Origin of the sequence: Sphingobium sp. AS12, assembly GCF_019097845.1 — a bacterium.
Lineage (GTDB): Bacteria > Pseudomonadota > Alphaproteobacteria > Sphingomonadales > Sphingomonadaceae > Sphingobium.
On the sequence record NZ_JAHRGM010000056.1, the window covers coordinates 56,872 to 79,934 of the forward strand.

At 63.5% G+C, this 23,063-nt stretch carries 20 protein-coding genes; 8 read left to right on the forward strand and 12 right to left on the reverse strand.

Features of this window, described 5'->3' with window-relative positions; translation table 11 throughout:
* The first annotated feature begins 111 nt into the window (after positions 1 to 111).
* The 4 genes from KRZ98_RS18510 (at position 112) to KRZ98_RS18525 (ending at position 4,310) form a co-directional block, all read left to right on the forward strand.
* Positions 112 to 843, forward strand: a complete 732-nt coding sequence (locus KRZ98_RS18510) for a uracil-DNA glycosylase family protein (RefSeq protein ID WP_217674908.1) — start codon at positions 112 to 114, stop codon at positions 841 to 843.
* Entirely contained in the window at positions 840 to 2,633 is a 1,794-nt protein-coding gene (locus tag KRZ98_RS18515) for a lytic transglycosylase domain-containing protein (RefSeq protein ID WP_217674909.1), read from the forward strand. The genes KRZ98_RS18510 and KRZ98_RS18515 overlap by 4 nt, the downstream gene beginning before the upstream one ends.
* Entirely contained in the window at positions 2,633 to 3,160 is a 528-nt protein-coding gene (gene moaB, locus KRZ98_RS18520; protein ID WP_217674910.1) for a molybdenum cofactor biosynthesis protein B, read from the forward strand. Before KRZ98_RS18515 ends, moaB begins: the two co-directional genes overlap by 1 nt.
* Positions 3,161 to 3,242: 82 nt before the next feature.
* Positions 3,243 to 4,310, forward strand: a complete 1,068-nt coding sequence (locus KRZ98_RS18525) for a PA0069 family radical SAM protein (protein ID WP_217674911.1) — start codon at positions 3,243 to 3,245, stop codon at positions 4,308 to 4,310.
* 3 nt (positions 4,311 to 4,313) lie between these two features.
* Here the strand turns inward: KRZ98_RS18525 and dnaE are convergent, their stop codons facing one another.
* From dnaE to KRZ98_RS18540, 3 genes are all read right to left on the reverse strand, one after another.
* Positions 4,314 to 7,847 carry a DNA polymerase III subunit alpha gene (gene dnaE / locus KRZ98_RS18530; protein WP_217674912.1) on the reverse strand — a complete coding sequence of 1,178 codons (3,534 nt, stop codon included), beginning with the start codon at positions 7,845 to 7,847 and terminating at the stop codon, positions 4,314 to 4,316.
* A gap of 73 nt (positions 7,848 to 7,920) precedes the next feature.
* Entirely contained in the window at positions 7,921 to 8,592 is a 672-nt protein-coding gene (locus tag KRZ98_RS18535; protein WP_217674913.1) for an ABC transporter ATP-binding protein, read from the reverse strand.
* Positions 8,585 to 9,835 (reverse strand): lipoprotein-releasing ABC transporter permease subunit, encoded by a 1,251-nt coding sequence (locus KRZ98_RS18540; protein WP_217674914.1) that lies wholly within the window; start codon positions 9,833 to 9,835, stop codon positions 8,585 to 8,587. Before KRZ98_RS18540 ends, KRZ98_RS18535 begins: the two co-directional genes overlap by 8 nt.
* 521 nt (positions 9,836 to 10,356) lie before the next feature.
* On the opposite strand from KRZ98_RS18540, the gene KRZ98_RS18545 reads away from it, so the two are divergent.
* Positions 10,357 to 10,830 carry an Hsp20 family protein gene (locus KRZ98_RS18545; RefSeq protein WP_182913916.1) on the forward strand — a complete coding sequence of 158 codons (474 nt, stop codon included), beginning with the start codon at positions 10,357 to 10,359 and terminating at the stop codon, positions 10,828 to 10,830.
* Between the two features lie 41 nt (positions 10,831 to 10,871).
* Here the strand turns inward: KRZ98_RS18545 and KRZ98_RS18550 are convergent, their stop codons facing one another.
* The 8 genes from KRZ98_RS18550 to ccmC all read right to left on the reverse strand — a co-directional run bounded on the left by KRZ98_RS18550 (position 10,872) and on the right by ccmC (position 17,870).
* Positions 10,872 to 12,803 carry a potassium transporter Kup gene (locus KRZ98_RS18550; protein ID WP_217674915.1) on the reverse strand — a complete coding sequence of 644 codons (1,932 nt, stop codon included), beginning with the start codon at positions 12,801 to 12,803 and terminating at the stop codon, positions 10,872 to 10,874.
* A gap of 131 nt (positions 12,804 to 12,934) precedes the next feature.
* A complete protein-coding gene (locus KRZ98_RS18555; RefSeq protein ID WP_217674916.1) occupies positions 12,935 to 13,576 on the reverse strand; it encodes a cytochrome C biosynthesis protein in 642 nt (213 codons plus the stop codon).
* Positions 13,573 to 13,980, reverse strand: coding sequence for a cytochrome c-type biogenesis protein (locus KRZ98_RS18560; protein WP_217674917.1), 408 nt, complete (start codon positions 13,978 to 13,980; stop codon positions 13,573 to 13,575). Before KRZ98_RS18560 ends, KRZ98_RS18555 begins: the two co-directional genes overlap by 4 nt.
* Positions 13,977 to 14,504 (reverse strand): redoxin family protein, encoded by a 528-nt coding sequence (locus KRZ98_RS18565; protein ID WP_217674918.1) that lies wholly within the window; start codon positions 14,502 to 14,504, stop codon positions 13,977 to 13,979. Before KRZ98_RS18565 ends, KRZ98_RS18560 begins: the two co-directional genes overlap by 4 nt.
* Positions 14,501 to 16,426, reverse strand: coding sequence for a heme lyase CcmF/NrfE family subunit (locus KRZ98_RS18570; RefSeq protein ID WP_217674919.1), 1,926 nt, complete (start codon positions 16,424 to 16,426; stop codon positions 14,501 to 14,503). Before KRZ98_RS18570 ends, KRZ98_RS18565 begins: the two co-directional genes overlap by 4 nt.
* A 136-nt stretch (positions 16,427 to 16,562) precedes the next feature.
* On the reverse strand, positions 16,563 to 17,009 hold the full coding sequence (gene ccmE, locus KRZ98_RS18575) for a cytochrome c maturation protein CcmE (RefSeq protein ID WP_217674920.1): 447 nt from the start codon (positions 17,007 to 17,009) through the stop codon (positions 16,563 to 16,565).
* A complete protein-coding gene (locus KRZ98_RS24460) occupies positions 17,006 to 17,137 on the reverse strand; it encodes a hypothetical protein (protein ID WP_302849136.1) in 132 nt (43 codons plus the stop codon). The genes ccmE and KRZ98_RS24460 overlap by 4 nt, the downstream gene beginning before the upstream one ends.
* A 4-nt stretch (positions 17,138 to 17,141) precedes the next feature.
* Entirely contained in the window at positions 17,142 to 17,870 is a 729-nt protein-coding gene (gene ccmC / locus KRZ98_RS18580; protein WP_217674961.1) for a heme ABC transporter permease CcmC, read from the reverse strand.
* Positions 17,871 to 18,103: 233 nt separating this feature from the next.
* On the opposite strand from ccmC, the gene chrA reads away from it, so the two are divergent.
* From chrA to KRZ98_RS18595, 3 genes are all read left to right on the forward strand, one after another.
* Entirely contained in the window at positions 18,104 to 19,300 is a 1,197-nt protein-coding gene (gene chrA / locus KRZ98_RS18585; RefSeq protein WP_217674921.1) for a chromate efflux transporter, read from the forward strand.
* A 147-nt stretch (positions 19,301 to 19,447) separates the two neighbouring features.
* Entirely contained in the window at positions 19,448 to 20,926 is a 1,479-nt protein-coding gene (gene purF, locus KRZ98_RS18590; RefSeq protein WP_217674922.1) for an amidophosphoribosyltransferase, read from the forward strand.
* 127 nt (positions 20,927 to 21,053) lie between these two features.
* Positions 21,054 to 21,770: an SDR family NAD(P)-dependent oxidoreductase gene (locus KRZ98_RS18595; protein WP_217674923.1), complete on the forward strand. Its 717-nt coding sequence runs from the start codon at positions 21,054 to 21,056 to the stop codon at positions 21,768 to 21,770.
* 4 nt (positions 21,771 to 21,774) lie between these two features.
* Here KRZ98_RS18595 and KRZ98_RS18600 read toward each other — a convergent pair whose 3' ends face one another.
* Entirely contained in the window at positions 21,775 to 23,040 is a 1,266-nt protein-coding gene (locus KRZ98_RS18600; protein WP_217674924.1) for a cyclopropane-fatty-acyl-phospholipid synthase family protein, read from the reverse strand.
* Positions 23,041 to 23,063 lie beyond the last annotated feature (23 nt).

The following is a 23,063-nucleotide window of genomic DNA, read 5'->3' on the forward strand; positions in this document are numbered from 1 at the left end:
ACCGGCGGGCTGCACCCCGTCCATCCAGTCGCCTTATTACTCCAACACTTTACCAGCCATGGCGATGAAGAATCTTGACCCCCTCGTCAACCTCTGGCCCTAGATGATCGTATGCGGGGTGAATTGCAGGATCATACGGCGGCTGCCGACGCCTATATGGCGTGGTGGACGCTCGCGGGCGTGGATGGCGCCGTGGCCGAATCGCCGGTCAACTGGCTGCGTCCTGTGACTGCCGCCGATCCTAAAGCGACGATTCGCGCCGTCCCGGTGTCCGCCACCATTGAAAAAAAGCCTCAAAGCCTCGATTCGTTCCTCGGCTGGCTTGCGACCGATCCCGAACAGCCCGAACGACGCTGGCCCGGCGCACCCATATTGCCAATGGGTGGCGAGGGCGCCTCGCTGATGGTTGTCACCGACCTGCCCGACCCGGCGGACATGGCGGCGGGGCAATTGCTGGCCGATCGCGCAGGCGCGCTGTTCGACGCGATGCTGCGCGCGATAGGGCTGGACCGCTCCACCATTCATCTGGCTTCGCTTTTCACCGCCCGTCCGCCTGGCGGCATGATGGAGGCATCTGATCTTTCCACCGTCGCCGACCGGATGCGCGCCCATGTCGCGCTGGCCCGGCCCCGTCGTCTGCTGCTGCTGGGCGATCGGACGATCCGTGCGCTGCTTCCGACGGATGCCGCCACGACCGCCGATGGTTTACGCGACTTTAACCATGAAGGCGGCATTGTGCCTGCCGTCGCCACATTTCATCCCCGCCTGCTGCTGACCCAGCCAGCGGCGAAAGCGGAATGCTGGCGCGCCCTGCAAAGCCTGATCGAGGAAGTCCGCCCGTGATTCGTGCCGCGACCCAAATGTCCAGCCTGGCCCTGATGGCGATGGGACTGGCTGCAACGCTGCCCGCCCGTGCCGAAACCGCCCCGATTTCTCCCGCGCTCACCGCCGCGCCCGCTTCCCCGCTCCAGATTGGCGACGGGGAAAAGGCCAGCTATCGCGCCATCTTCACCGCTCTTCAGGGCCAGCAGTGGGCAGAAGCCAGAACGCTGATCAACGCGCTGGATGCGCAGGACGCCATGCGTCCTCTCGCCTTGTCCGAACTCTATCTCGCCAAGGGATCGCCCAAGGTCGAACTGTTCGACCTGCTCGACCTCATAAACAAGGCCGCCTGGCTGCCCAAGGCGGACCAGCTGTCCCGCCTCGCCGAAAAACGCGGCGCAACCATGCTGCCCACCCTGCCCCAGGTGCAGAAAATGGTGTGGCTGGGGTCCGCCCCCCGCCGCGAATATGTCGGATCGACCAAGACGGACACGCTGGCGATCGCGCTGGCGGGCCAGATACAGAATTTCGTCAAGGCCGACGATCCGGTCGGGGCCGAAGCGCTGCTGGCCAATGGCGAAACCGGCCTGACGCCCGAAGGGCTGACCGAAGTGCGCCAGCGCGTCGCATGGGCCTATTATATCGAAAATGACGACGCCAATGCCCGCCGCATGGCCGCCCGCGCGCTCGAAACCCGCACGGGTGGCGACTGGACCGTGCAGGCGCACTGGACCGCAGGCCTTGCCGCATGGCGTCAGAATGACTGCCGCGCCGCTGCCCCTGCGTTTGCTAATGTCGCGGCCTTTGCCACCAATGCCGACATGCGCGCCGCTGGCGCCTATTGGGCCTCGCGCGCCTACATGGTCTGCGGCGAAGCGCCCAAGGTCGCCAATTATCTCAAACTCGCCGCCCGTTCGGACGAAACCTTCTATGGGCTGCTGGCGCGCGAATCGCTGGGGATGCCGCTCGGCGCGCCACCGGTCGCGACCCGGTTCGGCCAGGCTGAATGGCTGGCGCTCAAGGACAGCCCCAACGCCCGCGCCGCCATCGCCCTCGCCGCGATCGGCGATACCGGCCGCGCCGACGAAATACTGCGCTATCAGGCGAAGATCGGCGGCACCGGCCAATATGACGCGCTGCTTCGCCTGGCGAGCGCGCTCAACCTGCCCGCGACCCAGCTCTGGCTCGCCCATAATGGCCCGGCCGGCAAACAACCGGCCAGCTTCGCCCGCTTCCCCGCGCCCGACTGGCGCCCCGATGGCGGCTGGCGGGTCGATCCCTCGCTCATCTACGCCCACACCTTGCAGGAATCGGGCTTCCGTTCCGATGTCGTGAGCAGCGCGGGCGCGCGTGGCCTGATGCAGGTGCGCCCCGGCACCGGCAGCGACATGGGGCTGGCCTCTGCCGCGCAACTCTTCGTGCCCTCCACCAACATGGAATTTGGCCAGCGCTATCTCGAAGCGCTGCGCGACATGAGCGCCACCGGCGGCCTGCTGCCCAAGGTGATGGCCGCTTACAATGCCGGGCCGTTGCCGGTCGAACGCTGGAACGCGCAGGTCAAGGACAAGGGCGATCCATTGCTGTTCATGGAATCGCTGCCTTATTATGAAACCCGCGCCTATGTGAACATCGTCATGCGCAATTACTGGATGTACCAGATCCAGGCGAAGGGGACCGCCGACTGCCTGACCGGCATGGCGCAGGGCATGTGGCCGACCTTCCCCAATGCCAAGGGCGTGAAGCTGGTTCGCTTGAGCCAAGCCGATGGCCGCGCCAGCCCCACCGCATCGATGGGCGGCGGGTCCGACTGATGCCGATCGACGAAAGCCGGACTTTCCTCCCCGTTCGCATCGCCGTCCTCACCGTATCAGACACCCGCAGCGCGGCGGATGATCGTTCCGGCGACACGCTGGTCGAACGACTGGAAAGCGCGGGCCATATATTGGCTGCCCGCTATATCGAGCGCGACGACAAATCCGCCATCGTCGCCCGGCTCCACGCCTGGATCGACGACCCGGACATAGACGTCATCCTGATAACCGGCGGCACCGGCGTCACCGGCCGCGACATCACCCCCGAAGCGCTGGCGCAGGTGCAGGACAAGGAAATTCCGGGCTTTGGCGAACTGTTCCGCTGGCTCAGCTACCAGACGATCGGCACCTCCACCATCCAGTCCCGCGCCACCGCCTGCGTCGCGCGCGGCACCTATATCTTCGCGCTCCCCGGCTCGACTGGCGCCGTGAAAGATGCGTGGGACGGCATATTGGTGAGCCAGCTCGACAGCCGGTTCCGCCCCTGCAATTTCGTCGAACTGATGCCCCGCCTGACGGAGCGCTGAGGCGAACTTGCCATATGCGATATGGGCTAGCTTTACGAACTTCCGGTTGACTTTTTGTTCCTTTTATGTTCTTATCCCTTACATGGGAATAGAGAAAGGAAGAGGCGCAACATTCAACACGCAAAGTGTGCGTTTTTCCCTGCCCCAACGCGAAACCGACGGAGACTGGCTCGACGCCGTGGCCGATATTGACGGCCCGGTCCCCCGCCGCCGAACGGAGGTGACGATCGAACATCCCCGCACGATCATCGCCCGCAACACGTCACCCGACATCGGTTTCGACCAGTCGATCAACGCCTATCGCGGCTGCGAACATGGCTGCATCTATTGCTACGCCCGCCCGTCCCACGCCTATCATGACCTGTCACCGGGTCTGGATTTTGAAACGAAGCTGTTTGCCAAGCCCGACGCCGCCAAATTGCTGCGCGCCGAACTGTCGAAGAAAAATTACGCCGTCATGCCCATCGCCCTGGGTACCAATACCGATCCTTACCAGCCGATCGAGAAGGATTGGGGGATTACGCGGGCCATATTGGAACTGCTGGCGGAATGTCGCCACCCTGTGTTCATCACCACCAAATCAGACCGCATCCTGCGCGACATCGACCTGCTTGCCGCCATGGCGCGCGATACGCTCGTGTCGGTCGCAATCTCGGTGACGACGCTGGACCCGGCGGTCGCCCGCACACTGGAGCCACGCGCGCCGCATCCGCTACGCCGGGTGGAGGCGATCCGGCGACTGGCGGACGCTGGCGTGCCGGTCTATGCCAGCCTATCGCCGATCATTCCGGCCATCACCGATCATGAGATTGAGAATATCGTCGCCCGCGTCGCCGCCGCCGGTGCGCGCGAAGTGACCTATATTCCCGTCCGTCTGCCCCATGAAGTCGCGCCTTTGTTCCGCGCCTGGCTCGCCGCCCATTATCCCGATCGTGCTGCGCGGGTGATGACCATCATCCGCGAATTGCGCGGCGGGCGTGACAATGACCCCAATTTCGGCAGCCGGATGCGCGGACAAGGCGTGTGGGCCGACCTTATCCGCTCCCGCTTCATCAAGGCCCGCAAGCGCGCCGGGCTGGGGGACGAACGACTGACCCTGCGCACCGATCTGTTCCGCCCGCCCGAAGGCGCGCAGATGCGGTTGCTATGATGATCAACCGACCAGTCGCATCCCGGCCCGCCGGTTGCGGGTGCGATAACCATCCTGCGTCGCCTCCATCCGCTCGAACCGGTGAATGGTCAGGTTGGGAATCACCGACAGGGCATCGACTTGATCCGCGCCCAGGAGGAAATCATCGCCCAGGAACAGCCGCACCGCCTGACCGTTCGCAGCAGGGGTGCGCAGGAATAATTCGCTCCGCCCGCCCCGGCTTTTTGCCATCAATGCCGCGAGGGCTTCGACCGCTGCCGGATCGGTCGCATCGACCACCAGTTCCATCCGCGACGCGCTGGCAATCAATTTGAACGGCTCGATCTTGCGCACCGTCACACGCGGCGTTTCCTCGCCCGGCAGTCGGTCCAATTCGACGTAGAGAAGCGCGCAATCGCCATCGCGCGCCAGTTCCTCGATCGCCTTGCAGGCATCCTCCTCGAAACAGCTGGCCTGAAACTGGCCGCTACTGTCGGAAAATGTCGCATTCGCATAACGCGCCCCGCGCTTGGTCTCGCGCCAGCGTACATCCTCTACCATCGCTGCCATGACGCCAGTGGCGCGCGCCTCCCCGGTCAATGGCTCCACGCAGATTGCGCCATAGCTTTTGGCGCCGCGGGCATCGGCCAGATGGCGGTAGCGATCGACCGGGTGGGCGGAGAAATAAAAGCCGAACGCTTCCTTCTCCTGCGCCATCCGGTCCGCCACCGACCAAGCCTGATGCGGCGGAATACGGACGTCAGCATGGGGCGTCTCAACATCGCCGAACAGTCCGCCCTGCCCGCTTTCCCGCGCCTGCGCCGCGCTCGACGCGACGCTCAATATAGTCTCCGCCGCCGCATGAACGCCCGCCCGGTCGGCATGGATCGCATCGAATGCGCCAGACGCCGCCAGGCTTTCCAGCTGCCGCCGGTTGAGCAAGCGCGGTTCGATCCGGTCGGCAATATCGTCCAAGCTCTTGAACGGTCCACCAGCGTCGCGTTCGGCGACCAGCTGGTCCATCGCCTTCTCACCCACGCCTTTCAGGCCACCCAGCGCATAGCGCACCGCATAGCCCAGACGCGGATCGTCGCCCTCATGCGCGATCGGCTCGACCGAAAAGTCCGCCTGACTGCGGTTGATGTCCGGCGGCAGGCATGTCAGCCCCATGCGCCGCATATCATCCACAAATATGGTCAGCTTGTCGGTCAGGTGAATATCGAACGCCATCGACCCGGCGTAGAATTCCGCCGGATAATGCGCCTTCAACCACGCCGTTTGATAGGCGAGCAAGGCATAAGCCGCCGCGTGCGACTTGTTGAAGCCATAGCCTGCGAACTTGTCGATCAAGTCGAACAGCTCATTCGCCTTGGCCGGCTTGATGTCGCTGGCAGCGCACCCCTCGACGAAGCGCGAACGCTGCGCGTCCATCTCCGCCTTCACCTTCTTGCCCATCGCGCGACGCAAAAGGTCGGCGTCGCCGAGGCTATAACCAGCCAATATCTGCGCGGCCTGCATCACCTGTTCCTGATAGACGAAGATGCCGTATGTCTCTTCAAGGATCGGTTTCAGCAGGATATGAGGATATTCGATCTCCTCCTGCCCATTTTTCCGCCGCCCGAACATCGGGATATTGTCCATCGGGCCGGGCCGGTAGAGCGAGACGAGCGCGATGATGTCGCCGAAATTGGTTGGACGGACGGCGGCCAGCGTTTTGCGCATTCCCTCCGATTCCAGCTGGAACACGCCTACGGTATCGCCCCGCTGGAGCAGGTCGTAAACGTCGCTGTCGTCCCAGCTAAGTGTATCCAGCTCGATCGTGACGCCACGCGCCGCCAGCAGTTGGACCGCTTTTTGCAGCACAGACAGGGTTTTCAGGCCCAGAAAGTCGAACTTCACAAGGCCTGCCCCTTCGACATATTTCATGTCGAACTGGGTCACCGGCATGTCGGATCGCGGATCGCGGTACAGCGGCACCAGCTGCTGCAACGGGCGATCGCCGATCACGACGCCTGCGGCATGGGTGGAGCTGTGGCGCGGGAAGCCCTCCAGCTTCATAGCATAGTCGATCAGCCGTTTGACTTGCGCGTCATTGTCATATTCAGCGCGAAACTCGCTGACACCATTGAGCGACCGTTCCAGCGTCCAGGGATCAGTCGGGTGGTTCGGCACCAGCTTGGCGAGGCGATCGACCTGACCATAGCTCATCTGGAGGACGCGGCCGGTGTCTTTCAGGACGGCGCGGGCCTTGAGCTTTCCGAAGGTGATGATCTGCGCGACATGATCGGTGCCATATTTCTGCTGGACGTAGCGGATCACCTCACCGCGCCGCGTTTCGCAAAAGTCGATGTCGAAGTCGGGCATCGACACACGTTCCGGGTTCAGGAATCGCTCGAACAGCAAGCCCAGTTGCAGCGGATCAAGGTCAGTGATGAGCAGCGCCCAGGCGACGACCGAACCTGCGCCGGACCCACGGCCTGGACCCACCGGAATATCATGATCCTTCGCCCATTTGATGAAGTCGGCAACGATCAGGAAATAGCCGGGAAAGCCCATCTGGATGATGATGTCGGTCTCGAACTTCAAACGGTCGAGATAGGGCTGGCGCGCTGCTTCGTCGATGATGCCGAGCTTCGCCAGCCGCGCGTCGAGACCCGCACTGGCGAGATCGCGCAGCATCCGTGCTTCGCCCTCGATATCCCCGGCCAGACTCGGCAGGATCGGCTTGCGCTTGGGCGCAGCGACGGCGCAGCGCTGGGCGACGACCAGCGTGTTGGCCAATGCTTCGGGCAGATCGTCAAACAGGCGCCGCATTTCGGCCGCCGGTTTCATCCAGGCGTCGGGCGAACTGGTGCGCCGGTCGGGCATATCGACATAAGCGCTGTCGGCAATGCAGAGCATCACGTCATGCGCGGCGTGGAAATGCGGCTCGGTAAAGCAGGTCGGATTGGTGGCCACCAACGGCAGGTTGCGAGCATAGGCCAGTTCCAGCAGCTCCGGCTCGGCCTTCCCCTCGACCGGATCGAGCCGACGGCAGATTTCTATATAGAGCCGGTTGGGGAACAGCGCATCCAACCGCTGCGCATAGGCCAGCGCTGCGTCGGGCTGGTCCTCCGCGAACAGCCGCGCCAGTGCGCCCTCTCCGCCTGCGGTCAGCGCGATCAGCCCGTCAGTGCGCCCGTCTAGCACGTCCAGCCCAACATGGGGCACCTCTTCCAATGGCCGGTCGAGATGCGCCATCGACACCAAAGCGCACAGATTGTCATAGCCCGTCGCGTCCTGCGCATAGAGCGCCAGCCAGTCATGGACCGGGGCGGCATTGGCGGGACGACCGGGGCGCAATATGCCCAGCATCGCGCCGATCAGCGGCTGGACGCCTTCGCTCTTGCAGGCGTCGGAGAAGGCCATCGATCCGTAGAGGCCATTGCGGTCGGTGATCGCGGCGGCGGGGAAGCCCAGCGCCTTGGCCTGCTTGGCGATCTTCTTGGGATCGATCGCCCCTTCCAGCATGGTGTAAGAGGAGAAAATGCGGAGCGGAACGAAAGCGGCGTGGGGCATGGGGCACTTTATCCAGAAGGCGTGATTCGTGACCAGCCCTGCTGGAGAAAAGTCTGTGGGTAAGATTGAAGGGCTATTCCAAAACGCCCTCATGCAACCGGACCACCCGGTCCATCTTGGCCGCAAGCCGTTCATTATGGGTCGCGACCAATGCCGCCGATCCTTCCTCTCGTACCAGCCGCAAAAATTCGGCCAGCACGACGTCGGCGGTGCGCTCGTCCAGATTGCCCGTCGGCTCGTCGGCCAGCACCAAAGCGGGCCGGTTGGCAAGCGCACGGGCGACGGCGACGCGTTGCTGCTCGCCGCCCGACAACTGGCTGGGGCGATGGTCGAGGCGATGGCCAAGGCCAAGCGAGGTCAGCAGCGATTCCGCGCGAGTGCGTGCAACCGCCATGTCGGTATCGCGGATCACCTGCGGCAGGATGACATTTTCGGTCGCGTTGAAATCGGGCAGCAGATGGTGGAACTGATAGACGAAACCCATGGCGTCGCGACGCAACCGGGTGCGACCGTCATTATCGAGCTTGGCCGCTTCCTCCCCATCGATGCGGATCGACCCGTCAAAGCCGCCCTCCAGCAGCCCGACCGCCTGGAGCAGCGTCGATTTGCCGGAACCCGATGGTCCCAGCAGCGCGACAATCTCGCCCTGACCCACGGTCAGGTCGACGCCACGCAGGACGTTGATCGTCTCGCCGCCCTGCGTGAAACTGCGGGTGAGGCCCGTGACCTTGAGAATGTCATTCATAACGGAGCACCTGCACCGGATCTGTATTGGCGGCCTTGAAGGCCGGATAGAGGGTGGCCAGGAAGCTGAACAGCAACGCCATGATGCAGATAGTGGCGATCTCCACCGGATCGGCCTGCGATGGCAATTCGGTCAGGAAACGGATCGAAGGATCCCACAGATTCTGCCCCGTCACAAACTGGATCGCGTTGACCACATTCTGGCGGAAGAAGAGGAAGGTGAAGCCGAGGATCAGCCCAGCAACCATGCCCAGCGTGCCGATGGTGACGCCCACGGTCATGAAAATCCGCACGAGGCCCGCCCGGCTGGCCCCCATCGTCCGCAGGATCGCAATGTCGCGCGTCTTGGCGCGCACCAGCATGATGAGCGAGGAGAGGATGTTGAACACCGCGACCAGCACGATGATCGACAGCACGACGAACATCGCCACCCGCTCGACGGCCAGCGCCTCGAACAGGGAAGCGTTCATCTGTCGCCAGTCGTTGATAACCGCGCGGCCAGCGATCTTGCCAGCCAGCGGCTCCAATATCTGACCAACCTTGTCAGCATCGACCGTCTCGACCTCGATCATATTGACCACATCGCCGAGTAGCAGCAAAGTTTGTGCGTCCTCTATCGGCATGACGACGAACGCCTTGTCATAATCATAGATGCCGACCTCGAAAATGGCGGCGACCTGATAGGCGACCTGACGCGGCACTGTGCCAAAGGGGGTGGAGCGGCCCGCGGGGTTGATGACGGTCAGGCTGTCGCCCAACTGGATACCCATATTTTCCGCCAGACGCGACCCGATGCCGATCTTGCCGCTATTGGCGGTCAGATTGTCCAGACTTCCGGCAATCACCTTGCCCTTGAGCGTCTTGTTGGTGCGGATGTCCGGCACGGTCATGCCGCGCACCAGCACAGCTTCGGCCCGACCATTGAAGGTGGCGAGCAAAGGTTGTTCGATCATCGGCGTCGCGCTGGTGACGCCCGGTGTCGCTTTGGCCTCCGCCAGAACCGATTTCCAGTCGGGCAGGCGGTTGCCATAGCCCTGCACCACGGCATGGCCGTTCAGGCCGACAATCTTGTCAAACAGTTCGGCGCGAAAGCCGTTCATGACGCTCATGACGATGATGAGCGCAGCGACACCGAGCATGACGGCTGCCAGACTGATCCCGGCGACAAGGAAAATGAAACCCTCCCCCTTGCCAGGCAAGAGGTAGCGTTTGGCGATCATGCGTTCATAGCGGGATAGAATCATGTGGCGCGGGCGGCCTTTGTGAAGGGACAGGCTGATCGTCTAGGCATAGCGTCCCTGAACGGCAAGCATTGCCAGATTGTTGCATCGTAGCCACAGGCATCGGCGCAAAATCACACGCACCCGATTTTGCCCGTGACTCCGCCCCGCAGCAGTCATAGCAAGACACTCGAAGCACAGGTAAAAGGCCGTGGTTCAGGGATACTGCATCCCGCTTCGAGCTTAGGGGGCTGAGAGGCGGTTGAGGCAGGCCAAGGGGGAGACGAGCAATCGTCCATTAAGCGCCCGGATCGTGAAACCACGGTCCGGGCGCTTTTTTGTCTGCGCTTTTTATCGCATCTTGGCGATAGGACAAACTGTCCACCCCATCGTTCCTCCGCACCGAGTTTGGCACGCATAAATCCCCTTGAAACCCGAAAAGCCCAAACCATATCAATCTCGTTCGGCCGCCATTTGGGGCTGGACGCTGTATTGCCGGACGCCGGTTTCGGGTTCGGCAGGTTCATTTTGCTCTTTGGGAGATCATGACGATGCGTAACTTTGACCTGACCCCCTATCGCCGCTCGACCGTTGGGTTCGATCGCCTTTTCGATCTGATCGAAAACAACGCACGCTTGAGCCAGGGCGACAATTATCCGCCCTTCAACATCGAACGGCTCTCAGAAGATCGCTATCGCGTGACGCTGGCCGTAGCAGGCTTCCGTCCTGACGAGATCGACATCACGGCGCAGCAGAATCTGCTCCAGGTGATCGGTCGCAAGGATGAAGGGTCTCCAGCCGACCGGTCCAAATATCTGCATGTCGGCATCGCCAACCGCAGCTTTGAGCGGCGGTTCGAACTGGCCGATTTCGTCCGGGTGGAAAAGGCCGACCTGGCCGATGGGCTGCTGGTGATCGACCTGCTGCGCGAAGTGCCTGAAGCGATGAAGCCCAAGAAGATCGCCATCAATGGCGGTCAGCTTGTGGAGATCACCGCCAAGGATCGCGACGCGGCCTGATAGGCAAGTCGGGGCGCAGCCTGCCAAAGGCTGCGCCCTTTTTATATCTCGACCTGACTGCCCAGTTCGACCACGCGGTTGGTAGGCAGGCGGAAAAACTCCATCGCGCTTTCCGCGTTGCGCAGCATCCAGGCGAAGATTTTTTCTCGCCACAGCGGCATTCCCGGCTTGGCCGATGGCAGCAGCGTCTGGCGCGCCAGGAAGAAGCTCGTGTCCATCATCTTGAACGCCTGACCGCAGCCTGCGACATTTTTGAGCGCGGCGGGGACGTCCGGTTCCTGCATGAAGCCAAATTGCAGCACCATGCGGAAGAAGCCCCGGCCCAGGTCCTCCAGCTTGCAGCGCCCGTCATCCTCGACCACCGGCACATCCCTGATCTTGACCGTCAGCAGGATCACTCGTTCGTGCAGCACCTTGTTATGTTTCAGGTTGTGGAGCAGCGCGTGGGGGACGCCGTCCGGCGTCGACGTCATAAACACCGCCGTGCCGGGAACGCGGACCGCGCTGTTGGCTGCGGAGGCGACGAATACCGGGATCGGCATGGCCGCTTCGCGCAGACGATCCTGCACCAGACGCCGACCGCGCGACCAGGTGGTCAGCAGAGTGAAGATGACGAAGCCGATCAGCAGCGGGAACCAGCCGCCGTCCGGCACCTTGGTCAGGTTCGCGGCGAGATAGGCGCCATCGACCAGATAGAAGACCCCCAGCACCGGCGCGGCATAATACCATTTCCATTTCCACAAGCGGTAGAGCACCACCGTCAGCAGCACATTGTCGATGAACATCGCGCCGGTGACCGCGATACCATAGGCAGCGGTGAGGTTGGACGACGTCCTGAAGGTCAGCACGAGCAGGATGACCATGACCATAAGACCCCAGTTGATCAGGGGAATGTAGATCTGGCCCGCCGTCGCGGCGCTGGTATGGGCGATGCGCAGGCGGGGCATGAAGCCCAGCTGGATCGCCTGTTGCGTGACAGAGAAGGCACCGGAAATGACTGCCTGCGACGCGATGATCGCCGCCATGGTGGCCAGCATGACCAGCGGCAATTGGCCCCATTGCGGCGCGAGATTGTAGAATGGACTGTGGAGCGCGGCGGCCCCTTCGCGGAACAGCAGTGCGCCCTGCCCCATATAGTTGAGCATCAGGGCGGGCAGGACGAAAGCGAGCCAGGAAACACGGATCGGGTTGCGACCGAAATGACCCATATCGGCATAAAGCGCCTCCGCGCCGGTGACCGCCAGCACGACCGACCCAAGCGCCAGAAAGGCGGGCAAGGGGTCGGTGACGAAGAACATCACCGCCCAATAGGGGTTGAAGGCGAAGAGGATGCCCGGCGTCTTGACGATGGAGAGGATGCCAAGGCCCGCGATCGTGACGAAATAGAGCAGCATGATCGGGCCGAACAGGGTCGCAACCTTGTTGGTCCCAAGCCCCTGTATCCAGAACAGGCCGAGCAGGATGACGATGACCACGGGCAGAATTGCAGGCGCAAGGGCGGGGTTATAGACCGCGAGCCCCTCCACCGCCGACAGCACCGACACCGCCGGGGTAATCATCGAGTCGCCGTAAAAAAGCGCGGTCGCGAACACGCCCAACAGCACGATGCCGCGCGACCAGCGCTGCGTCTTGGTCTGGCCGTTGATCAGCGCCAGCAGAGCGAGGCTGCCGCCTTCGCCCTTATTATCGGCGCGCATGATGATGCTGACATATTTGAGCGTCACGACCAGCATCATCGACCAGAACATCAGGCTGATGACGCCCAATATATGGTCCGGGTCCAGCGTGAGCTGGTGATGCCCGGCGAAGGTTTCGCGGAAAGCGTAGAGCGGACTGGTGCCGATGTCGCCAAACACGATACCGATCGCGCCGACGACCAGTTTGATCGTCGCCTTTTGCCGGGAATGGCCATGGCCGCCATCATGATCGTCCGTGGGGGACGATGGTGCGGTGTTGGGAAGGAGATCAGCCACGAAGGAAAAGCCGAATTATCATGCTCTGTTCGACACCCGTTGAAAGGCGATCACGGAACATTCCGCCACCCCCGCAAGCCGCCGCGCCCTATCACGGCTCCCATGACCACGCAATGCGGCCTTACGGCTGGTCATGGACGGGTAGGACCGCCTGCCGCCAGCAGCGAATCGATACGCGCGATATTGGCTTCCAGTTCCGTCCTGATCGCACTGCCCGGCGGCGTAGCGGCGGCAAGTGGTGCCCAGAGGTCACGCGCGGCCTGCAACTGGCCATTGCGGGCAAGGGCAAGGCCGTAAAAATAGCGGGGCGCGGGTCCATCGGGATCGAGGGTAAGTGCGCGGCGATAGGCAAAGTCCGCACCGGGCGACACGACGCCATCGGCATGGGAGACGAGCGCATTGCCGAGGCCCAGCCAAAGATTGGCGTCATTGGGCGTCTGACGCAGGCCGGCCAGCAGGATATTGGCCGATTCCTTGGTCTTGCCCTGCCGCCCCAGGCCATCGGACATGACCAGCCATTGCCCGGCAGGACCATAGCGTTCGGCAAGGCCGCGCCGTTGTTCCGCCAGCTTCTCGTCGAAAGGCTCATCCACCTGTTTGACGGCACGCGGCGCGCCAGCGAGGCCCGGATTACCCTGCCAGGCATAGCCTGCAAGGCCGAGCAGCAGCGCGGCGGCGCTGATTTCGCGCGCCGATCGGGGGATGCGGCCAATGAGCAGCATGGCGAGGAAGGCCAAGGCAGCCAAGGCGAAGGCAAGGAACCAGCCGGTCATGATCGCGCCTTTCGCTTGATTCGGCTGCGCAGGAGCAGGACGCCCAGAGCCAGCAGCACGAGCGGTGCGGCCCAGAGCGGCCAGAGGATCGGCGCTGCGGTGGGCTCATAGCTGACCCAGTCGCCATAACGCGCGATTAGCCATACGCGGATCGCTTCGGGTTGTTCGCCCGCCATGATTCGTTCGCGGATTTGCGAGCGCATGTCGCCAGCCATGCTGGCATTGCTGTCGGCGATCGATTGGCTCTGGCAGGTGAGGCAGCGGATGGTTTCCATCAGTGCCTTGGCCTTGCGCTCCATTGCCGGGTCGGCGAGTTGCTGGTCAGCATAGGGCGCGGGCGGAAGCGCGGTCTGGGCCGCCAGCGGGGTCGCGATCAACGCGAAGAGGATAAGGATCAGCTTCATTGTGCGGCCCTCAGCCGGTCGAGGATCATCGGCACGTCATCGGCGCGGATTTCGCCGACATGCTGATAGGCGATGCGGCCTTTGCCATCGATAACGAAGGTTTCGGGGACACCCGACGAACCGAGCGCGATCTGCACTTCGCTGCGGGCGTCGAGGCCGATGCGGGCATAGGGATTGCCGTTGCGTTTCAGGAAGGCATCGACATCGGGCCGGGCGTCGCGGATGGCAATGGCGTCGATCTGGACACCGGCGGCTTTGAGCGCGTCGAGCTGGGGCGCTTCGGCGGCGCAGGGGACGCACCAGCTGGCGAAGATGTTGAGCAGGCGCGGCTGGCCGGAGGCAAGCTGGCTGCTGGCGAGCGGCGGGCGATCGCTAGCAGCGGCAGGCAGGGTGAAGGCCGGGAGCGGCTGGCCGACGAGGCGCGAGTGGATGATGCGGTCATCCGGTTGGAACAGGCCGCTCGAGAACAGGGCGATGAAGCCCAGGAACAGGGCAAGCGGGAGCCAGATCAGCAACTTCCTCATGCCGCCGCCCTCGCCCGCCATTTCATCAGCCAACCGCGCCGTTCGCGACCGAGCAGGGCCAGCGCGCCGCCCAACGCGATCATGATGCCACCGAGCCAGATGAGGGTGACAAAGGGCTTCCACCAGATGCGCAGCTGCCAGCGGCCACCTTCTACCTCTTCGCCCAACACGACGTAAAGCTGTCCGTCCCAGCGGGTCAGAAGTGCGGCTTCGCTGGTCGAGGTGGGGGGCGAGGCAAAGAAGCGCGATTGAGGATGGATGGTGACCGTCGCACCGTTGCGGCGGACTTCCATGTCGGCTTGCAGCGCGGTCCAGTTGTCGCCCGCGAGTGGCTGGATCTGGAGGAAGCGCAACTGCCAGCCTGCGGTCTCGATCATGTCACCGGGGCGGGCGGCAACCAGTTTCTCAACGGTGAAGGCGGAGTCGCTGGCCATGCCCCCTAAGCTGACGGCGCAGCCGAGATGGGCGATGACCATGCCATAGGTGAAGAGCGGGGTGCGGCGCAGGTTGCGTTTCCACAAGGGCGCGAGGCTGGCCACAGCGACCGATCCGGCGATGACGAGGCCAAGGAATGGGAGGATGCCGATGCGGCCCCAGACTAAAGCCGACACTAAGCTGGACAATAGTAAAGCGATTCCAAACGGGATCAGCAAACGTTTGCCGACAACCCGCGCCTGATCGCGCCGCCAGCGCACGAGCGGGCCTGCGGCCATGGCGATCATCAGTGCCAGCGCGATCGGCCCGGCGATCCGATCGAAATAGGGCGCGCCGACCGAGACTTTATGACCAAAGGCTTCGGTCATCAGCGGATAGAGGGTGCCGATCAGGACCAGGCCAAGGATGACGGTCAGCAGGAGATTGTTGATGACCAGCATCGTCTCACGGCTGACCAGCTCGAACGGCGCACCTTCGCGGACTGCACCGATACGCCAGCCGAACAGGGCCAGCGCGCCGCCGATATAGAGCGCGAGCAGGCCGAGGATGAAGCTGCCCCGTGTCGGATCGACAGCGAAGGCGTGAACGCTGGTCAGGATGCCGGAGCGGACGAGGAAGGTGCCGACCATCGACATGGAGAAGGCGACCACGGCCAGCATCACCGTCCAGGCGCGCAGCGCGTCGCGGGTGGCCAGCACGGTGACGCTGTGGAGCAAGGCGGTGGCAGCCAGCCAGGGCATTAGCGAGGCGTTTTCGACCGGATCCCAGAACCACCAGCCACCCCAGCCCAGCTCATAATAGGCCCAGTAGCTACCTGCGGTGATGCCGAGCGTCAGCAACACCCACGCCCCCAGCACCCATGGCCGCATGGCGCGGGCAAAGGATGCGTCCACCTGCCGCGTCAGCAGTGCGCCGATGGCAAAGGAGAAGGCGACGGATAAGCCGACATAGCCGAGATACAGGGTGGGCGGATGGAAAGCGAGGCCGGGATCTTGAAGGAGCGGGTTCAACCCCTGTCCGTCCGCTGGTGCGGGGTCGATGCGGGCGAAGGGGTTGGAGGAGAAGAGCAGGAAGGCATAGAAGCCCAGGCTGATCGCGGCCTGCCCGCCCAAAGTCGCCATATGCGTGTCGCGGCGCAGCGCGCGCTCGAACAGGGCAACCGCGGCCCCGGCGACGCCCATGACCGTGACCCAGAGCAGCATCGATCCTTCATGATTGCCCCATGTCCCGGCGAATTTGTAGAGCCAGGGCTTGGCCGAATGGCTGTTGGTCGCGACCAGCAGCACCGACATGTCGGATCGCATGAAGAGGGTGATGAGCAGGGCAAAGGCGATCGCGGTCAGGACGCCCTGCGCCACGGCGGCGGGGCGGACGGCGGCGAGCAGGTCTGGCTTGCTGCCCTTGAGGCCGATAAAGGCGAGGACCAGCTGGAGCAGCGCGAGCGACGCGGCAAGCCAGAGCGCGGCGAGGCCGGTTTCAGCGATCATGAAAAGGATGCCACGATGAAAATTCCGTTCGGGCTGAGCGAAGTCGAAGCCTTACATTGAGCGTAGCGAAGTGACCTCCCTGCGGTCGGTCGAACCCTTCGACTTCGCTCAGGGCGAACGGAGGTTTGAGAATGGTTCACTTCTCCACCTTCAATTCGCGGGTGGTTTCGTTGTAGCTCATGCCTTCCAGTTCGCGGGGCATGTAGCGTTCGTCATGCTTGGCCAGCAGGTTGGTGGCGATGAAGGTGCCTTTGGTGTCGAACGATCCTTCGGCGACGACGCCGCTGCCTTCCTTGAACAGGTCGGGCGCGATGCCGCTGAAGGTGGCGGGGACGGTGGCTTTGCCGTCGGTGACGTCGAAGGACATGGTGACGCCGTCGGCCGCGCGCTTGAGGCTACCCTTGACCACCATGCCGCCGAGGCGGATCGCCTTGCCGGGTTCCACGCCCTTGGCCTTTACATCGCCGGGCGCGTAGAAATAGGCGGCTTCGTCCTTGAGCGCGGAGGCGGCGAGCAGGCCTGCGCCGATCAGCGCGGCCAGCGCGACGAGCGCAAGGATCAGGCGTTGATGCTTGGCTTTCATGGACGGTTCGCCAATGTTTCGGCCTGAGCCTCAGCGCGATGCATGCTGCGCCAGCTGATCAGGCTGACCGCCGCTGTTCCCAGCAAGGTCACCGCATAGGCGGCGATGACAAAGGTCCATTGGTGCATGGGGCTATCCTCTTGCAAGGCGCTGCATTCGCGCCTCAACCTTATTTTGCGCCAGTATCGCCCGCATCCGCATCAGCACGATCGCGCCGAACCATAGGGAAAAGCCCAGCAGCGTCAGGCCAAGCGGCCAGAGCAGGGCCATGTCGATGCTGGAGCCGCGCAGAGTGATGGACGGTCCCTGATGCAGGCTGTTCCACCAGACGACCGAGCGGTTGATGATCGGAATGTTGATCGCGCCGACCAGGCCGAAAATGGCGGTGACATTGCTGACCCCACCCTGCCCCGCGCCCTGACGCGCGCTGGCATTGGCCAGGGCAATATAACCCAAATAGAGGAAAAGCAGCACGAGCATCGACGTCATGCGTCCGTCCCATTCCCACCATGTCCCCCAAGTCGGACGCCCCCAGATCGATCCGGTCGCAAGGCAGATGGCCGTAAACAGCGCGCCGGGCGCGGCAATGGCGCGGCCCGCGACGGCGGCGAGCGGGTGCCGCCAGACAAGTTGCATCAACGCCGAGACAGCGATGCCGGTCCAGCCCGCCATCCCCAGCCAGGCGGTGGGGACATGGATATAGAGGATTCGCACCGTCTGCCCCTGAAGATAGTCGGCAGGCGTCAGGAAAAGGCCACAGGCGCAGCCCGCCAGCAACAGGACGAGACCGGACCAGAACAGCCAGCCGGTGAGCGGCCGGGCGATCTTGAGGAAGCGGGCGGGATTGGCGAAACGATGCATCAGGGCTGCGTCTTTAGCGGCGCGGGCGCGGCATGGCCAGTAGGGCATTTTGCCGATGGACGGGCCGATGTATGGAGAGGTGAGATTGGATGTGGCTGGCGCCGGGACGATATTGACATCGCCTGCTGCCTTCGCCGATAGCTTGGCGCATCGGGCCAACACGGACGCCCGGTGAGACGGGGTCCGTCCAAGTCCGTTCCCTTCGCCGTGCCTGCGGCGTCAGGAGCGTTTTAATGACCGACCCGATGGATACCACCCGACCGCCGCCGATCAGCCTGATCGCCTTGTTCCTGAAATTCCTGCGTTTCGGCGCGCTCGCCTTTGGCGGGCCGGTGGCGCAGATTGCAATGGTGCGCCAGGCTCTGGTCGAGGAGGAACGCTGGATCGCGCCTGCGCGCTTCAACCGGTTGCTGGCTGTGTTGCAGGTGTTGCCCGGCCCCGAAGCGCACGAATTATGCGTCCATTTGGGGATGATGGCGCGCGGACGCATCGGCGGATTGCTGGCGGGGCTGGGATTCATGCTGCCGGGTCTGACGCTGATGATGATCGCGGGCTGGCTGTATGTCGGCTGGATTGCGGGGCATGTCGGGCTGACTGGTGTGCTGCTGGGCGTGCAGATCGCCGTGCTGGCGGTGATTGCGCGGGCGGTGGTGCGGATCGGCCAGCATATTATCGAGGATCGTTTGCTGGCCGGCATAGCCGTGGTGGCGCTGATCGCGACGCTGATGGCGGTGCCGTTCTGGATCATCCTGCTGGCCGGCGGACTGGCCTATGCGGCGGCGGAGCGGCCCATCGTGGCGATTCTGGTGCTGTTGGTGCCGATAGTGGGCGCGCTGATCGTGCAGTATTTCGTCGGGGCGACAAGCGCGGCGGGGCCTGTCGTCGCCCACGCGCCCGCGACGCTGGCGATGCTGTTCATTGCCGGGCTGAAAGGCGGACTGCTGACTTTTGGCGGCGCTTATACGGCGATCCCCTATGTGCGGGCCGACACAGTCGGGCGCGGGTGGATCAGCGATTCGGCGTTTCTGGACGGGATAGCACTGGCAGGGGTGCTGCCTGCGCCGCTGGTGATCTTCGCGACCTTTGTGGGCTATGTCGCGGGCGGGCCGCTGGGCGCGCTGGCTGTGACGGCGGGAATGTTCCTGCCTGCCTTTGCCTTTTCGATGCTATTTTTCGAGCGGCTGGAGGCGGTGGTCGCCAATCCGACATTGCATCGGCTGCTGACCGGCGTGGCGGCGGCGGTGGTGGGAATCATCGCGGCAACCTTTGCTCAGCTGACGCTGGCGACGGCTGCGCGCATGGACAATATGCTGATCGCGGCAGTGCTGTTCGCCCTTGCCCTGGCGGTCGCCTGGCGGATCAAGGGGGCTTGGGTCACGCCCGCCATATTGGCTGGCGGGGCGGCGGTTGGCTGGCTGATTTCGCTCTGACAGCGAGGCCCATCAGGCCGTTTCGCCCCACCGGGATAGGTAAAGGAACGGCCTGCCACGCTTTTTTGTTACAGGAGGGCGACAAACGGGACGAGAGTGACTATATGCGCGCCAAAGCCCGGCCCCTGCGGTCGGACAGGATCGGCTATGGACCCGCTCACACCCATGATCACGACCAACCCTTTCGACGACGACAAGTTGCGCGAAGAATGCGGCATTTTTGGCGTTTCCGGCGCTGACACAGCCTCTGCCATCGTTGCGCTAGGCCTTCATGCGCTCCAGCATCGGGGGCAGGAAGCCGCCGGTATCACCAGCTGGGACGGGCATGATTTCCATACCCACCGGGCGATGGGCCATGTTGCGGGCAATTTCGACCGGGACGAGGTGATTCGCGGCCTGCCGGGCGGTTCGGCCTGCGGCCATGTGCGCTATTCGACCACGGGCGAGACATCGCTGCGCAATGTGCAGCCGCTCTATGCGGAACTCAATTCCGGCGGATTCGCCGTTGCCCATAATGGCAATATCTCCAACGCGATGAAGGTGCGGCGGGAGCTGATTCGGCGTGGGTCGATCTTCCAGTCGACGTCAGACACCGAAGTCATCATCCATCTGGTCGCAACGTCCAGCTATCGCACTCTGCTCGACAAGTTCATCGATGCGTTGAAGCAGGTTGAGGGTGCCTATTCGCTGATCGTCATGACGCCCGAAGGCATGATCGCCTGCCGCGATCCGCTGGGCATCCGACCGTTGGTGATGGGGAAGCTAGGCGATACCATCATGTTCGCGTCGGAAACGGTCGCGTTCGACGTGGTAGGTGCGGACTATATCCGCTCGATCGATCCGGGCGAACTGGTGATCGTGACCAATGCGGGCGAAATCCGGTCGCATCGCCCCTTTGGCGACGTTCATCCGCGCCCCTGCATTTTCGAGCATGTCTATTTCAGCCGTCCCGATTCGATTGTCGACGGGTCCAGCGTCTATTCGGTCCGCAAGGCGATCGGCGCGCAGCTGGCGATCGAAAATCCGGTCGAGGCGGATTATGTCATTCCGGTGCCCGACAGCGGCGTGCCAGCGGCGATCGGCTATGCCCAGCAATCGGGCATCCCGTTCGAGCTGGGCATCATCCGGTCCCACTATATCGGCCGCACCTTCATCCAGCCGGGCGACAAGGTCCGCCATCTGGGCGTGAAGCTGAAGCATAATGCCAATCGCGCGCTGATCCAGGGCAAGAAGATCGTGCTGATCGATGATTCGATCGTGCGCGGGACCACAAGCCTCAAGATCGTGCAGATGATGCGCGAGGCGGGCGCGGCCGAGGTGCATATGCGGATCGCGTCGCCGCCGACCAAGCATAGCTGCTTCTATGGCGTCGACACGCCGGAACGCACCAAATTGCTGGCGCACAAGCTGGACGTGGGCGGGATGCAGGATTTCATCCATGCCGACAGTCTGTCCTTCATCTCGATCGATGGCCTGTACAAGGCGCTGGGCGAAGCCAAGCGCGAATGTGGACGGCCGCAATATTGCGATGCCTGCTTCACCGGCGACTATCCCACCACGCTGACCGACCAAGATGATGTGGTGGTCACCGACCAGCTGGAATTGCTGGCGGAACGGGTCGCCTGAACCCTTCATTCCTGCCTCACCGTTCGTCCTGAGTAGCCACTGAGCGAAGTCGAAGTGGCGTATCGAAGGATGCTTCGATACGGGGCTTCGGCAGGCTCAGCCCCTACTCAGCACGAACGGATATATAATGGCCTCTTCTCCCCTTCCCCTTTCCGGTAAACTGGCGCTTGTCACCGGGGCCAGCCGTGGCATTGGCGCGGCGACCGCGCAGGCGCTGGCGGCGGCGGGTGCGCATGTCGTGCTGACCGGGCGGACCACTGGCGGGCTGGAAGAAGTGGAGGATGCGATCCACAAGGCGGGCGGTCATGCGACGATCGCGCCGCTGGACCTGATCGACGGGGAAAGCATCGGGCGGTTGGCGCAGGCGATTGCCGGGCGCTGGGACGCGCTGGACATATTGGTGCTGAACGCGGCGACGCTGGGCGCGCTGGCGGCGGTGCCCGCGATCGATGCCAAGGAATTTGCGCGGTTGCTGACGCTGAATATCGCCGCGCCGCAAGCGTTGATCGCGGCATTCGACCGGATGCTGCGAGCGAGCAAGGATGCGCGGGTGGTGGCGGTGACGTCATCGGTCGTGAAGCCCCGCGCCTATTGGGGTGCTTATGGCGCGTCCAAGGCGGCGTTGGAAACGCTGGTGGGCGCCTATGGCGAGGAGATGAAGAATATCTCCGCCATCCGCACGCATATCGTCGATCCGGGCGCGACCCGCACAGCGATGCGCGCGCGCGCCTTTCCGGGGGAAGATCCTGCGACGCTCAAGGGGCCGGAAGTTGTGGCGGACGCGATCGTGGATCTGGTCGTGGCGGATACGCCCACCGGGCATCGGATGCGGGTCGAGGGCTGAAGCGTCAGGCGGGTTTGACCAGCGTGACCTGCGCCACGTCGATCCCGCCACCGCGGAAACCACCTTCGCAATACATCAGATAGAAGCGCCATAAGGCCACGAAATGCTGGTCGAAACTGGCGGGCAACCGGCCTTCGTCGATGGCGCGATCGAAACGCTCGCGCCAGCGGCGCAGGGTTTCGGCATAGTCGAGGCCGAAGCGGTGGACGTCCTGCCAGACCAGCCCCTGCTGCTCCGCAATCGCGCGGAATCGGCTTTCGGACAGGAGCATACCGCCGGGGAAGATATAGGTCTGGATGAAGTCCGCGCCGCGCGCATAGCCCTCGAAGATCGCGTCATCGATCAGGATATACTGGATCGCAGCGCGGCCGCCGGGTTTGAGCAGGCGGTGGATGGCGGCAAGATAGTCGGGCCAGTAGCGCTGGCCGACCGCTTCGACCATTTCGACGCTGGCGATGGCGTCATATTGCCCCTGCGCATCGCGATAGTCGGTCAGGCAGATATCCGCGCCTGATCCCAACCGGTCGCGGGCATAATCAGCCTGTTCGGTGGACAAAGTGAGGCCGGTATAGCTGATCGCGTGGCGTTCCATCGCCTGTTCGGCCAGACCACCCCAGCCGCAGCCGATTTCCAGCAGCGATGCGCCGTCGGTCAGGTCCAGCCGGTCGAGGATCCCATCAACCTTGCGCCTCTGCGCCTGTTCCAGACTTTCGATCCGGCAGTCAGGATCAAGGAACAAGCCACTGGAATAATGCATATTCTGATCGAGCCAGAGGCGGTAGAAATCATTGCCCAGATCATAATGGAAGGCGATGTTGTGGCGCGATCCGCGGCGGCTGTTGCGGCGCGCCCAGTGGGTCAGACGTCCAGCCCAGCGGGCGGGGCCGCGTGGACGAGCGGCTTTGCCCAAGGCGACCGCGTTCGCCATGAACAGGGCAAAGAGCGGCACCGGATCGGGGCTGGTCCATTCGCCTGCCGCCCAAGCGCGATACCAGCCGGACGAGCCGCCCGTTGCCAGCCGCAGCAGTGCGCGCCAGTGGAGCAGATGCACCTCACATTCCGGCCCCGGCGCGCGGCCGCCCAGCAGCCTGCGCGTGCCGTCCGGCAGCGTCGCGTCGATCGCACCCTGATGCAGTCCGCTGTCGATGCGATCGAGCAGGCGATGGAATTGCGGGCCGATCATGCGAGCAAACGCGCTGACGGCCCCCGATCGCGGCGGACGCCGCACGGACAGGGGGCGCTTGCCGCGCCGGGGATCGACTGCATTCATGACGTCAATCTTGCATCAAGCTG

Coding starts and splice junctions, on each gene's coding strand:
- KRZ98_RS18510 (WP_217674908.1), top strand. CDS start 112: ATGCGGGGTGAATTGCAGGATCATACGGCGGCTGCCGACGCCTATATG.
- moaB (WP_217674910.1), top strand. CDS start 2,633: ATGCCGATCGACGAAAGCCGGACTTTCCTCCCCGTTCGCATCGCCGTC.
- KRZ98_RS18525 (WP_217674911.1), top strand. CDS start 3,243: ATGGGAATAGAGAAAGGAAGAGGCGCAACATTCAACACGCAAAGTGTG.
- dnaE (WP_217674912.1), bottom strand. CDS start 7,847: ATGCCCCACGCCGCTTTCGTTCCGCTCCGCATTTTCTCCTCTTACACC.
- KRZ98_RS18535 (WP_217674913.1), bottom strand. CDS start 8,592: ATGAATGACATTCTCAAGGTCACGGGCCTCACCCGCAGTTTCACGCAG.
- KRZ98_RS18540 (WP_217674914.1), bottom strand. CDS start 9,835: ATGATTCTATCCCGCTATGAACGCATGATCGCCAAACGCTACCTCTTG.
- KRZ98_RS18545 (WP_182913916.1), top strand. CDS start 10,357: ATGACGATGCGTAACTTTGACCTGACCCCCTATCGCCGCTCGACCGTT.
- KRZ98_RS18555 (WP_217674916.1), bottom strand. CDS start 13,576: ATGACCGGCTGGTTCCTTGCCTTCGCCTTGGCTGCCTTGGCCTTCCTC.
- KRZ98_RS18560 (WP_217674917.1), bottom strand. CDS start 13,980: ATGAAGCTGATCCTTATCCTCTTCGCGTTGATCGCGACCCCGCTGGCG.
- KRZ98_RS18565 (WP_217674918.1), bottom strand. CDS start 14,504: ATGAGGAAGTTGCTGATCTGGCTCCCGCTTGCCCTGTTCCTGGGCTTC.
- KRZ98_RS18570 (WP_217674919.1), bottom strand. CDS start 16,426: ATGATCGCTGAAACCGGCCTCGCCGCGCTCTGGCTTGCCGCGTCGCTC.
- ccmE (WP_217674920.1), bottom strand. CDS start 17,009: ATGAAAGCCAAGCATCAACGCCTGATCCTTGCGCTCGTCGCGCTGGCC.
- KRZ98_RS24460 (WP_302849136.1), bottom strand. CDS start 17,137: ATGCACCAATGGACCTTTGTCATCGCCGCCTATGCGGTGACCTTGCTG.
- ccmC (WP_217674961.1), bottom strand. CDS start 17,870: ATGCATCGTTTCGCCAATCCCGCCCGCTTCCTCAAGATCGCCCGGCCG.
- chrA (WP_217674921.1), top strand. CDS start 18,104: ATGACCGACCCGATGGATACCACCCGACCGCCGCCGATCAGCCTGATC.
- purF (WP_217674922.1), top strand. CDS start 19,448: ATGGACCCGCTCACACCCATGATCACGACCAACCCTTTCGACGACGAC.
- KRZ98_RS18595 (WP_217674923.1), top strand. CDS start 21,054: ATGGCCTCTTCTCCCCTTCCCCTTTCCGGTAAACTGGCGCTTGTCACC.
- KRZ98_RS18600 (WP_217674924.1), bottom strand. CDS start 23,040: ATGAATGCAGTCGATCCCCGGCGCGGCAAGCGCCCCCTGTCCGTGCGG.